This is a genomic window from Phormidesmis priestleyi ULC007 (assembly GCF_003003695.1).
Lineage (GTDB): Bacteria > Cyanobacteriota > Cyanobacteriia > Leptolyngbyales > Leptolyngbyaceae > Phormidesmis_A > Phormidesmis_A priestleyi_A.
In genome coordinates this window covers 84,801-97,613 of record NZ_PVWG01000010.1, presented here as the reverse complement: position 1 = coordinate 97,613, position 12,813 = coordinate 84,801, and the positions used below count along the sequence as shown (strand labels likewise).

The 12,813-nt window shown below is 49.1% G+C and carries 13 protein-coding genes; 10 read left to right on the top strand and 3 right to left on the bottom strand.

The annotated features are described in order from the left end of the window. Positions 1–4: 4 nt before the first annotated feature. Positions 5–211, bottom strand: a complete 207-nt coding sequence (locus C7B65_RS11300) for a hypothetical protein (protein ID WP_073071983.1) — start codon at positions 209–211, stop codon at positions 5–7. Positions 212–559: 348 nt separating this feature from the next. Between C7B65_RS11300 and C7B65_RS11295 the strand changes: the two genes are divergently transcribed. From C7B65_RS11295 to folE, 5 genes are all read left to right on the top strand, one after another. After that, on the top strand, positions 560–682 hold the full coding sequence (locus C7B65_RS11295) for a hypothetical protein (protein WP_317615817.1): 123 nt from the start codon (positions 560–562) through the stop codon (positions 680–682). Positions 683–1,041: 359 nt separating this feature from the next. Beyond that, positions 1,042–1,548 carry a phosphate-starvation-inducible PsiE family protein gene (locus tag C7B65_RS11290; protein WP_073071981.1) on the top strand — a complete coding sequence of 169 codons (507 nt, stop codon included), beginning with the start codon at positions 1,042–1,044 and terminating at the stop codon, positions 1,546–1,548. A gap of 138 nt (positions 1,549–1,686) precedes the next feature. Next, positions 1,687–2,667, top strand: a complete 981-nt coding sequence (locus C7B65_RS11285) for an acetyl-CoA carboxylase carboxyltransferase subunit alpha (protein ID WP_073071979.1) — start codon at positions 1,687–1,689, stop codon at positions 2,665–2,667. 343 nt (positions 2,668–3,010) lie between these two features. Further along, positions 3,011–3,736 (top strand): SDR family oxidoreductase, encoded by a 726-nt coding sequence (locus tag C7B65_RS11280; protein WP_073071977.1) that lies wholly within the window; start codon positions 3,011–3,013, stop codon positions 3,734–3,736. A 61-nt stretch (positions 3,737–3,797) separates the two neighbouring features. Beyond that, the gene (gene folE, locus C7B65_RS11275; RefSeq protein ID WP_073071975.1) at positions 3,798–4,499 is read left to right on the top strand and encodes a GTP cyclohydrolase I FolE; all 702 of its coding nucleotides are present in this window, start codon (positions 3,798–3,800) and stop codon (positions 4,497–4,499) included. Here folE and C7B65_RS11270 read toward each other — a convergent pair. Further along, positions 4,481–5,149, bottom strand: coding sequence for a phosphoribosylanthranilate isomerase (locus tag C7B65_RS11270; protein ID WP_073071973.1), 669 nt, complete (start codon positions 5,147–5,149; stop codon positions 4,481–4,483). The genes folE and C7B65_RS11270 overlap by 19 nt on opposite strands. Positions 5,150–5,272: 123 nt before the next feature. Here C7B65_RS11270 and psaK point away from each other — a divergent pair, with 123 nt between their 5' ends. From psaK to recQ, 5 genes are all read left to right on the top strand, one after another. After that, positions 5,273–5,539 carry a photosystem I reaction center subunit PsaK gene (gene psaK / locus C7B65_RS11265; RefSeq protein ID WP_073071972.1) on the top strand — a complete coding sequence of 89 codons (267 nt, stop codon included), beginning with the start codon at positions 5,273–5,275 and terminating at the stop codon, positions 5,537–5,539. A 148-nt stretch (positions 5,540–5,687) separates the two neighbouring features. Then, complete coding sequence (locus C7B65_RS11260; RefSeq protein WP_073071970.1) at positions 5,688–6,908, top strand: site-2 protease family protein; 1,221 nt, start codon at positions 5,688–5,690, stop codon at positions 6,906–6,908. A gap of 335 nt (positions 6,909–7,243) precedes the next feature. Beyond that, a complete protein-coding gene (gene groES, locus C7B65_RS11255; protein WP_068816558.1) occupies positions 7,244–7,555 on the top strand; it encodes a co-chaperone GroES in 312 nt (103 codons plus the stop codon). Between the two features lie 52 nt (positions 7,556–7,607). Further along, entirely contained in the window at positions 7,608–9,248 is a 1,641-nt protein-coding gene (gene groL, locus C7B65_RS11250; protein WP_073071968.1) for a chaperonin GroEL, read from the top strand. A 252-nt stretch (positions 9,249–9,500) separates the two neighbouring features. Beyond that, a complete protein-coding gene (gene recQ / locus C7B65_RS11245) occupies positions 9,501–11,753 on the top strand; it encodes a DNA helicase RecQ (protein WP_073071967.1) in 2,253 nt (750 codons plus the stop codon). A gap of 98 nt (positions 11,754–11,851) precedes the next feature. Here the strand turns inward: recQ and C7B65_RS11240 are convergent, their stop codons facing one another. Continuing rightward, complete coding sequence (locus C7B65_RS11240; protein WP_073071965.1) at positions 11,852–12,541, bottom strand: GIY-YIG nuclease family protein; 690 nt, start codon at positions 12,539–12,541, stop codon at positions 11,852–11,854. Positions 12,542–12,813 lie beyond the last annotated feature (272 nt).

The window sequence follows — 12,813 nt, the reverse complement described above, 5'->3', positions numbered from 1 at the left end:
ATCTTCACTCTTCGATCAGTTGCTTTAATTCATTAATATTTGAGGAAAACTTCAATTCACCATTCTGCTCTTCGAGGAGGCTCTTCTGGTAGCTTTGGTATAGCTCATCTCGTCGCTCCTCTCTTAGGTATTGAGTCATGAGATTTTGTATGTCTTGCTTTTCCTCAAGTGAGAGGCTTCTAATTGCTTCTACTACATCGTTAAAGCTCATAGCCTGACCCAATATCCTTCGATCTTCACGCAATTAATCTAGCACGTTAAAAACTTCTCAGCAGCCTCGTTCACCTACCAAAATGCGTAAGCTTCGCGATACTCCACTAGCTCCAGCCACGTACTATCAGGATCTTTCACATAGCTGTGTAAAGCCGGAATTTTTGTAAGGGCACAGCATTGCCATGCACGTTGACGCTGCAAGTAACCGATATTATTTAATCCACGATCCTAAAAGCGTAATTCAGTCTTCACACCCAAAACACCCTTCACTGAGTGCGATACTAGAGAACTCAAGTCTTCGTTGATCAGCCCGAATTTTTTACCAAACGCAAAGCGACTCTGAGCCATGTCCACCCCCGATCGCAAACCGATTCTCCTCGATTTTGAGAAGCCCCTCGCAGAGCTAGAATCCCGCATCACTCAAATTCGTGAGCTTGCCGAAGAAAATGATGTCGATGTAACCTTCTGAAATGATTTAGAAGTTTTAAATAGAATTGGGCGTTGCTGAATACAGAGATGAATTGCCCTCCTCACGCAGTGGGGCGAAGTTCTCGCTAACCCTTCCCCTGGGAGAGAGATAGAACTCTTGTCCCCTGTCCTTTTGGGAGAGGGCTAGGGTGAGGGTAAATTCAGGGGTCTATACTGTGATTCAGCAACGTCCAGAAGGGTTTGTGTGGGGTGGATCAGAGAGTTCACCCCGGTTTTGTATTTGAGCGACCCAAGTGGTCTAACAATGAGAATCATTGAATAAACTGATAGTTAAAGACTTGTGTAATAAGTTTGGCTCATTGTTAAATAGAACTGCCCAGCGATCGAGACTTATCCTTTATGCAGACTACAGAATCCTCCTCAACTTCCTGGATTAAGACGCTGAACCGGAGTCATCTAGTTCGGACTTTAGAGACGGTTCAAGATGGAATTGTTGTCTCTTTGTGCCTTGGTTTGTTTTGCGTCATGGTAGTTCAGCTTAGAGATTTGTTTATTTCTCTGCTGCCTCCCCTAAATTTTCGAGAAGTCACCGCAGACATTTTGTTTTCGCTGATTTTGGTTGAGCTATTTCGACTGCTGATTATTTATTTACAAGAACAACGAGTGTCGATCGGCGTAGCGGTTGAAGTGGCGATCGTGTCAGTTTTGCGAGAAGTAATCGTGCGTGGAGTCTTAGAAGTGGAATGGACTCAAGTATTAGCAACCTGTGCGTTTTTGATGGTAATGGCGCTGCTGTTAATTGTGCGGGTTTGGCTGCCCCCTACTTTTAGCGGCGTTGACCCCGAACGACGAATTGCTGAAAACTATCAGGCCAATAAAGAAAAGATTACGATGAATGGGCATTAGGAGTTGTGATCTCTGTGGGTTGTCGGTAGGCTAGAGCTTAGTCTTCACACCTTGGACAACCCATGCTGAGTGCGATACTAGAAAGCTCGACTCCTTAATCAGCTTGAACTTTTACTAAACGCGAAGCGCCCCTGAGCTATGTCTACCCCCGATCGCAAACCGATTCTCCTCGATTTTGAGAAGCCCCTCGCAGAGCTAGAATCCCGCATCGCTCAAATTCGTGAGCTTGCGGAAGAAAATGATGTCGATGTGACCGAACAGATTCGTCACCTTGACGCAAAAGCAGTGCAGCTTCGTCAAGAAATTTTTAGCAGCTTATCGGCGGCCCAGCGTCTGCAAGTTGCCCGACACCCGCGACGACCCAGCACCTTTGACTATATTCAGGCGATCAGCGACGAGTGGATGGAGCTACACGGCGATCGCGGCGGCTATGACGATCCGGCAGTCGTGGGCGGCGTAGCGCGTCTAGATGGGCGACCCGTGATGATGTTGGGTCAGCAAAAGGGGCGCGACACTAAAGACAACATTACGCGCAACTTTGGCATGGCATCGCCTGGAGGCTATCGCAAAGCCATGCGACTCATGGAACATGCCAATCGGTTTTCGATGCCGATTCTGACGTTTATTGACACTCCCGGAGCCTATGCAGGCTTGAGTGCCGAGGAACTAGGGCAAGGCGAAGCGATCGCCTATAACCTCAGAGAAATGTTTCGGCTAGACGTGCCGATTATCTGCACTGTGATTGGCGAAGGCGGCTCAGGCGGTGCGCTGGGCATCGGGGTGGGCGATCGCTTGATGATGTTTGAGCATTCTGTCTACACGGTTGCCACGCCAGAAGCCTGTGCTGCAATTCTCTGGCGCGATGCGGCAAAAGCGCATCAGGCAGCCGAAGCGTTAAAAATTACGGCAGCCGATCTGATGGGTTTAGGCATCTTAGACGAATTGTTAACAGAACCGATCGGGGGTGCCCATTCCGATCCATTAAAGGCGGCTGAGATTCTCAAAGAAGCCATTCTCAGAAATCTCAGCGAATTAGATCAGATGAGTGGACAACAGCGCCGCGAACTTCGCTATCAAAAGTTCCGGAGCATTGGCGTGTTTGCAGAAGTGACGGCGTGACCAGAAGAGAATGAGCTGCTGAGAGAAAACTCTCCTTTTTGCGTTAACATAATTAAATGTAACAATTGTTTACAATTCTTCAATTTGTGGGTCTTCGCTAGAACTGATGCTTTAGCTCTAGTGAGGACTATGATCGAAGGTGGCGACCGAGTTCTTCAAACGGCTCTAATAAAGGTTTAACCACGCTTAGAGAGTTCTTCGTTTTTATCGGTGTTCTGTTGTTTTTGGTGCGCTAATGTCCCGGCTTGTATCCTCGTTTCTATCTTCTTTATAAGCGAGTTGCCTAAAGTTAGTAGCTAACGTTCAGAACGCCTGCTCACATTTGAGTTAACACGAGTATTGCATGACCCTCAACTCAGAACGACGCGCCCTGATTACTGGCGCGAGTAGCGGAATTGGCAAAGCAACTGCCCTCGCGTTTGCTGAAGCTGGAATTCACCTGGCATTGGTGAGCCGCTCTCAACCTCAGTTAGAAGCAGTGGCAGAAATCGCCCGTCAATTTGGTGTCAAGGTGCAAATTTATCCGATCGACCTGTCAGCAGTCGCTCAAGTGCGATCGCAGATTGAGACGATCGCGGCTGAGTTTAGCCCGCTTGATATTCTCGTCAATAACGCTGGCATGGGCTACACAGGCTCTCTGATGGAGATGTCACTCACCGACTGGCAGCGAGTCATCGATCTCAACGTGACCAGCGTTTTGCAGTGCATTCAGGGAGTGTTGCCAAGAATGCGTGAGCGCAAGCAGGGAACGATTATTAACGTGGCCTCGATCGCCGCGCATCAGACGTTTCCCGGCTGGGGCGCTTATTGCGTCAGCAAATCTGGTCTACTGGCGTTGTCAAAAACTCTGGCGGCAGAAGAGCGTGCCAACGGCATTCGGGTGATCACCGTGTCTCCTGGCTCGGTCAACACCTCCCTTTGGGACACCGACACCGTTAACGCTGACTTCGATCGCTCGATGATGTTGACCCCAGAAGTTGTCGCCCAATCCATTCTCTACGCAACGCTTGTGCCTCATCAAGCTGTGGTTGAGGAGTTAATTTTGATGCCCAACGCTGGCACTTTTTAAGCTGCGCGTCGATTTTGGGCGTTGTTCGTTCTTTACTTCACAAACTTTAACTGGATTTATCATGACTACTGCTTCCCCGAACGGTTTAAACACCTCTGATTTGTCTCCTGCTAAGGTTGCCAACATAGAACCGAGACCCGATCGCAACACTCTCAATGGTCAAGAAGCCAAACTGCACTCTCCATCTGAGATTAGTCAAGAAGAGATGATGGCTGCCGTGAGAACGATGCTGTTGGGCGTGGGTGAAGACCCCGATCGAGAAGGGTTGTTAAAGACACCAAAGCGAGTCGCTGAGGCGATGCGGTTCTTGACAAGTGGTTATGACACCTCGTTAGAAGAGTTAGTGAATGGTGCCATCTTTGACGAAGGTCATAATGAAATGGTGCTGGTTCGCGATATCAATGCGTTCAGTTTGTGTGAGCATCACATGTTGCCCTTTATGGGTCGAGTGCATGTGGCTTATATCCCAAACCAAAAGGTGGTTGGGTTGAGCAAACTGGCGAGAATCGTCGAGATGTATTCGCGTCGTTTGCAGGTGCAAGAGCGGCTGACCCGACAAATTGCTGAGGCGGTTAAAGAAATTTTGGAGCCGAGAGGGGTTGCCGTCGTGATGGAGGCAAGTCACATGTGCATGGTAATGCGTGGGGTGCAAAAGCCCGGTTCTTGGACGGTCACTAGTGCGATGGTCGGCGTTTTTCAAGAAGATCAAAAAACGCGTGAAGAGTTCCTCAATCTGATTCGTCATCAGCCTTCTTTCTGGTAAATCTGTCTCAACTGCTCAAATAATTTTGCAACTTGCTCCAGGTTCTTGTCACCTGGGGCATTTTCAACGCCGCTAGACAAGTCAATTCCGTCTGGAGTCACGGCTGACAATGCATCTAAGACGTTCTCAGAATTGAGTCCACCTGCTAAAAGCCAGGAACATCGGGGACGAAACGATCGCAGCGTTGACCAATCCAGCGTTTCACCCGTGCCACCTGAGAGCGTAGGGTGATAGGCATCTAGCAGCAAGGCATCGACCCAACCCTGATAGAAATCTGCCTGACTCAATGCTTCAGGAACCCTGATCCGCAAAGCTTTGATAATTTCAACGTCAGGCAACGCGAATCGCAGTTTGTGACAAAACTCTGGCGACTCGCTGCCGTGAAGCTGGACGCTATTTAGTCCTGCGATCGCCACTGTTTGACAAATTTCTGGCAGTGATGCGTCGAGAAACACCCCGACTCGATCGATCGACTGCCCAGTCGTCAAATCTTTGGGTAACCGATCCACAATGGCTCGAATCTGCTGAGGCGAAACATAGCGAGGAGTGTCAGCGACGCAGATAAATCCTAAAGCTGTTGCCCCTAAGTGAACGATCGCACGTCCCTGATCTGCTTGAGTGATGCCGCAAATTTTGACTCGTAGACTCATCTGTCGGATTTTTGCAAGTTTAAGTTTTAAATCAGAATTCGCTCAAATCTCGACACTGGAAACTCAAAATTCTATAATCACTGAGTATTTATACTTGTCCAGTTAGAACCAGGAGCAAAATTCTTGATTTACTCTACTTTACTAGGGGTAACGTCCCGAACGGTTGAATGGTCGCCGCTTGTTGGCTTAACAATGACCCTTTGCTGTTTGTTTGCAGTGGCGATCGGGCGAACCGCTATCAAAAATCGCGGCACCGGGCCTAAATTGCCTGTTAACAACCCTGCTCTATTTGAAGGCTTTGGCATTCCTGAGCTTTTAGCCACCATGAGTTTTGGACACGTCTTAGGAGCAGGCGTGATTTTGGGATTGAGCAACGCAGGCGTTCTCTAAGAACCGATACGACAGAGCCTCGTCAGGGCATAACAGTGCAGTGCCCTGACTGTTCATCTCGTTTTTCTAACATTGAGATCATCTATGCTGAAGGGAGAATCTGACATTTCTAATAAATGTTGGGTCTAGCTGAGTTAGGAAACCGTTCATGCAGTCAAGCTGGCGTGCAGGCTCTTTATTTGGCATTCCCCTGCTAATCGATCCATCGTGGTTTTTGGTGCTGGCGTTGATCACCTTATCGGATGGTTCAGTGTTCCAAAAAGTTCACCCCGAATGGGGAGCGACAATCGCTTGGGGCACTGGGCTACTCATGGCACTGCTCTTATTTGCCTCAGTGCTGCTGCATGAGTTAGGTCACAGTTTTATTGCAAAGACACAAGGCATTCCGGTCAAGTCGATTACCCTGTTCTTTTTTGGTGGTATTGCTGCGATCGAGCAAGAACCCAAAACCCCGGGTAAAGCCTTTCAAGTCGCGATCGCGGGCCCGATCGTCAGTTTTAGCCTGTTTATTCTACTCAGCCTATTGACCGTAGTGTTTCCTGGAGATAGCACTCCGGTTGCAGTGTTGACTCAGCGGTTAGCAGCCATCAACTTAGTCTTGACACTGTTTAATTTGATTCCGGGGTTGCCGCTTGACGGTGGGCTAGTGCTTAAAGCGATCGTCTGGAAGATCACTGGAAGTCACTTTCAAGGCGTTCACTGGGCGGCTAGAGTGGGCAAAACTTTGGGTAGTTTGGCGATCGCCTTAGCAATTCTAGGCGTTTTTGGACGAGCGATTCCAGCCTTTACAGGGTTTTATATGGCGCTGATTGGTTGGTTTGTGGTGCAAAATGCCACAGCTTACGATCAGCAAACAGCCCTTCAAGAAGCTCTGCTCAAACTCAACGCTGAAGCTGCGATGACTCGCGAGTTTCGGGTCGTCGATGCTAATCTGACGCTGCGCCAGTTCGCCGATGATTATTTGCTGAGTGCGACTCGTGCTCCGGTTTATTTTGCGGCATCGGACGGTCGTTATCGCGGCAGAGTTGATGCTGATTCCCTGCAAGCCATTGAGCGCAGTCAGTGGGAGGTGAAAACGGTGTTTAGCATTGTGCAACCCTTGTCTGAGATTCCGTCGGTGCAAGAGTCTACCGCTTTGGTTGATGTGATTCGCCTGATGGAAACCCAAAATCTGCCTCGTGTGACGGTGCTGTCTCCTGCTGGGGCAATTTCGGGCGTGATCGATCGCGGAGATGTGGTGCGATCGCTCTCTAAAAAAATGAATTTGCCGATCTCAGATACAGCGATTAAACAAATCAAAGACGAAGGAATTTACCCGCCAGGGTTGCCGTTGGGCGCGATCGCGAAAGCCGCCGCAGACTTCAGATAACCATTTCAAAAACAATTGCGATCGTATCGGACGATCGCTGTGGGAGTACGACATGTCGTGCCTCTACGGGGTTTTGCTTGGCACCAGTTCGGAAACCCGTACCCAAAAGAAAGTTGCATCTGGGGTGAACCTCCGCTAAATTAGCACTCAGGAGCCGAGAGTGCTAACTCAATGCTCAAAGTCCTGTAGAATGGTAAACGTAAGCAACCAGTTAAGTGTCCACACTCTTCTGGACTGGGCTGCTGCTGGTCAAAAGGCAACGGTTCAGATTTGCCTTTCCAGCCACCAAGACATTTCGATTGTTATCCCTTATCTAGATAGTTTGGAGAATTTCTATGGCAGCCGTATCTCTAAGCGTGTCCACTGTTCAACCCTTGGGCGATCGCGTCTTCGTCAAAGTCAGTGCCGCTGAAGAAAAAACCGCAGGTGGCATCTTCCTGCCTGACAACGCTAAAGAAAAGCCCCAGGTCGGCGAAATCGCAGCGATCGGGCCGGGCAAGCGCAACGACGATGGTTCTCGTCAAGATCCAGAAGTCAAAATTGGCGACAAAGTTCTCTACTCAAAATATGCTGGCACCGATATCAAACTCGGCAGCGAAGAGTATGTTTTGTTGTCCGAAAAAGATATTTTAGCGATCGTTCAGTAATCCTGTCTGAATTCAACCCTCTCATTTTGTCCCCACACCTCAGATTATCATCATGGCAAAGCGCATTATTTACAACGAAAACGCCCGTCGTGCCCTAGAGCGCGGGATGGACATTTTAGCCGAAGCGGTGGCAGTCACCCTTGGGCCTAAAGGTCGCAACGTTGTGCTAGAGAAGAAGTTTGGCGCACCTCAAATCGTCAATGATGGCGTAACGATCGCCAAAGAAATCGAACTCGAAGACCACGTTGAAAACACAGGTGTTGCCTTGATTCGTCAAGCTGCATCCAGAACTAACGACGCGGCTGGAGACGGCACTACCACCGCCACCGTTTTGGCTCATGCGATGGTCAAAGAAGGTCTGAGAAACGTCGCCGCAGGTGCTAACGCGATCGCCCTCAAGCGCGGCATGGACAAAGGCATCGTCTTTCTAGTCGAAAAAATTGCGGCGCACGCTCGTCCGGTTGAAGACTCTAAAGCGATCGCTCAAGTCGCTTCGATCTCGGCAGGCAACGACGATGAAGTCGGTCAAATGATCGCCAGCGCAATGGATAAAGTCGGCAAAGAGGGCGTAATCTCCCTTGAAGAAGGCAAGTCGATGACCACCGAACTCGAAGTCACCGAAGGGATGCGCTTTGACAAAGGCTATGTCTCTCCCTACTTCGCCACCGACATGGAGCGGATGGAAGCGGTGTTTGAAACGCCATTCATTCTGATCACCGACAAAAAAATCAACCTGGTGCAAGACCTCGTACCCGTGCTAGAGCAAGTCGCTCGTGCAGGTCGTCCGCTGGTGATCATTGCCGAAGACATTGAGAAAGAAGCTCTCGCAACCCTCGTAGTCAACCGTCTGCGCGGCGTGTTAAATGTGGCAGCGGTGAAAGCTCCTGGCTTTGGCGATCGTCGTAAAGCAATGCTCGAAGATATCGCTGTGCTGACAGGTGGACAACTGATCACTGAAGATGCAGGTCTGAAGCTCGATGCGGTCAAGCTTGAGATGCTGGGTCAAGCGCGTCGCGTCACGATCACCAAAGACAACACTACGATCGTGGCTGAAGGCAACGAATCTCAAGTCAAGTCTCGCGTCGAGCAGATTCGTCGTCAGATGGATGAAACCGAATCTTCTTACGACAAAGAGAAGCTGCAAGAGCGTCTCGCGAAACTCGCGGGTGGCGTTGCAGTCGTCAAAGTTGGCGCAGCAACCGAAACCGAAATGAAGGATCGCAAACTGCGGTTAGAAGATGCCATCAACGCTACCAAAGCGGCTGTTGAAGAAGGCATCGTTCCCGGCGGTGGCACCACCTTGGCGCATTTGTCTCCTGAGTTAGAGACTTGGGCAAACGCTAACCTGAAAGGTGAAGAACTCACAGGTGCGTTAATTGTCGGACGGGCGTTAGCGGCTCCTCTAAAGCGGATTGCTGAAAACGCGGGTCAAAACGGCGCAGTGATTGCTGAGAAAGTGCGCGAGAAAGAGTTTAACGTCGGCTTCAACGCAGCCACCAACGAATATGTAGACATGTTCGAGGCGGGCATTGTTGACCCTGCAAAAGTGACTCGATCGGCGTTGCAAAATGCAGCCTCGATCGCGGGCATGGTGCTGACCACTGAGTGCATTGTCGTTGACAAGCCTGAGAAAGATGGTGGCGCTCCTGCGGGTGGCGGCGGCATGGGTGGCGGCGGCGACTTCGACTACTAATCGCCATTAGGGGCACTACTTGTAATGTCCCTACAAATCAAATTAGAGGGGCGATCGTTCTTGAAAGGGAGCGATCGCTTTTTTAAGGGACGATCGCGGCTCAAAAATTCCCATCAACTAGATCAGAAGTATTACGATTTTTAGTAGAAACTGATACGATGCGAGTTGCTTCAATTTCTGCCTCTACTCCCTTTGAGAGAATAAGATAATCTTAACGGGAACCATGACAGTAGCGCATCACGAGTGAGTTTAATGTCAGCCAGCCTTCCAATCGCCACCACCGACTTTATTTCGTTAGAGCAGGCGCTCAAACACTACTTTGGCTATGACAGCTTTCGTCCTGGTCAGCGTCAGATTATTGAGCAAACGATCGAGAATCGCGATCAGCTTGTGGTGATGCCGACCGGGGGCGGTAAATCGCTGTGCTTTCAGCTTCCGGCACTGCTGAAACCGGGATTGATGATCGTGGTGTCGCCGCTAATCGCGCTGATGCAAGATCAGGTGACGTTGCTGCAAGACAATGGCATCTCGGCAACGTTTATGAACAGTAGCTTAAATGTAGATGAGCTACGATCGCGCGGCAGAGCTGTGATGGAAGGTCGAATCAAGCTGCTATATGTCGCTCCTGAACGGCTGTTGAGTGAAGATTATCTAAATTCGGTGTTGCCGCATATTCGCGATCGCGTCGGCATTTCGGCATTTGCGATCGACGAAGCGCATTGTGTTTCTGAGTGGGGACATGATTTTCGTCCTGAATATCGGCAGTTAAATTATTTACGTGAACACTATCCAGAGGTGCCTGTAATTGCGTTGACGGCAACTGCGACTGAGCGGGTCCGTCACGATATCATTCAGCAGTTACAGTTGCGTGCTCCTAGCGTTCACGTTGCGAGTTTTAATCGTCCCAACTTGTATTACGAAGTTCGTCAAAAAACGAGTAATTCTTATCGAGAATTAGTGCAGCAAATTCGGCAGAGTCAAGGATCAGGCATTGTCTATTGTCTCAGCCGCAAGCGAGTCGAAGAAATTGCGGGAAAACTTAAGCTCGACGGCATCGCTGCCCTTCCCTATCACGCAGGGTTAGATAATAAAACCCGCAGCGAAAATCAAACTCGCTTCATTCGAGATGATGTGCGCGTGATGGTGGCAACTGTCGCTTTTGGAATGGGAATTAACAAACCCGATGTCCGGTTTGTGGTTCACTATGATTTGCCTCGCAACATCGAAGGCTATTATCAAGAATCAGGTCGAGCCGGACGCGATAGTGAACCGTCGCACTGTACGCTTTATTTTGGCGTGGGTGACATTAAGACGATCGAGTTTCTGATCGGTCAAAAAGTCGATCCGATATCGGGCGAACCATTAGAAGACGAACAGCGAATTGCAACGCAGCAGTTACGCCGAGTCATTAACTACGCAGAAGCCACAGAATGCCGTCGAACCATTCAACTTGCCTACTTTGGCGAAGACTTTCCGGGTAACTGCGGCAACTGTGACAACTGTCGCTATCCCAAACCGATCGAAGACTGGACGATCGACGCTCAAAAATTTCTCTCGTGCATTGCCCGCTTTTCCCAACGGGGGCAAAGTTTTGGCATGGGGCACACGATCGATGTGCTGCGTGGCTCAAAAGCCGAGCGCATCGTTAAAAACGGACACGACAAACTCTCAACCTATGGCATCGGCAGAGATCGCAGCATCGAAGAATGGCGAATGCTGGGACGATCGCTACTTCATCAACGATTAGTCGAAGAAGCAACGGATGGTTATTCTGTTCTAAAACTCAATGATCTCAGTTGGGAAGTGTTACGCAAACAGCGAACCGTCAATATCGCCGTGGTTCAACTCAAGCAGAAACTTAGTGTCACCAAAGCACCTGATCTCAACACACCAGAGACTGAAGAACTTTACGAGATTCTGCAAAAACTCCGCAAACAGTTGGCAGACAAACAAGCGGTGCCGCCTTACGTGATTTTCTCGAATTCGAGTTTGCGATTAATGGCGCAACAGCAGCCCCAAACCCGCGCTCAGTTTCGAGAAATTTCGGGTGTGGGCGATCGTAAGCTTTCCCAATATGGCGACGCATTTTTGGATGAGATTCGCGACTTTCGAGCAGAAAAAGGACTGCCCGTTGAAACCGATCGATTTGCCACGCCTAGCGCTCCGGTTTCTCCCCCACCTAAGCCCGAATTGAGTGAGGCAACCTACACGCAGCTTCACACGCTGGAGCTATTTAACCAGGGTTTAAAACCTGCTGAGATTGCCGAACAGCGAAATGTTCGTCTCAACACTGTGACGGGTCATCTGGCTGAGTTGCTAGAGATGGGCTATGCCGTGGAGATCGATCAGTTGGTGGTCAGCGATCGCAGAGACAAAATTTTGGCGGCGATCGCTGCCGTAGGCGATGACTCACTGACCCAAATTCGCGATTACCTGGGCGACGTTTATGGCTACGACGAAATTCGCCTGGTGCGATCGTGGTGGCGACGGCAAGCAACGGTTTGAGAAGCGTCGTGGAACCTCTCGATTCAACTTGTTTGCAATCATCGAATAAGCTTACGATCGCTCTCGTAGCCAGCCGGATTGTTATGCCGTCGCTACTGTCACAACTGACTGATATACTCCAGAAGATTTGCTTCAGCTTTAAACCACTCTCCAGCCAGCCTAATTTCACTGAATTGTCTGTGTAGTGATTGCTCTAAATCTTGAGCTTCTTTAATGCCTTCAACTTGTACTGATTTGACTAGCTTTAACTTAGCTGGGCTAGACGTTTGAAGTGCATTCATTCTCTTTGCCAAGTCTCTTGCTCGACCTATTTTGATGGCATTGCTGTCTTGGTTGAGAATAAAGTAAACGAAATGAGCTTGATGGGCTAACTTTTCACCATCTAGAGAATGTGTCCTATTGCCCGGAGTAACAATCTTCGCAGTTGGGCTTGCCCAAGTTTTGAGCCATGCACAGATTGCTTGGATAGTTAGAGACTTTTGTGCTCTGATCGTCACAAGTTCTCCATCAATATTTAGCGTGAACTTCTTTGCACCAGCTTTCCCTCTAGACGGAGGACGAACAGAATCTTCATAGGTGTTGGTGTAAGTTTCTGTATATGGGATTGAATCTTCGTATCGTGTAGTCGTGATTTCTTGTGTCTTCGTCACGCTTCTTGGTAAGGGATGTTTGTTGGAAATACCAAAACGTTTCATGTCCTCCGTTGTAACTTCCACCCATCCCCACCCTTCGTCTGGATTGTTCGGGTTTCTATCGATATAAATAACGTTTCCAAGCCACCTACCCATATACTTTCAACCGATGAACTTTAACGCTGGTCTTACTATCAATTTTTCGCTAACTTGACCTTGAATGTCAATAGACTAGTTTGTGGTTGCGCCTCCACCACGGAATCGCGCTATACAACCGTTATCTATCCGATCGCATCTCAGAAAAGTTCTCAAGGTAATCTCTCACCGATCGCTGAATTCACATCACAAAGTTTCTAAAGAAAGAATTTGAGGCTGAAAAATGGATTCTCGATCGCTCCCCAATAGAATTTTTAAGCCAAAGATCGCAC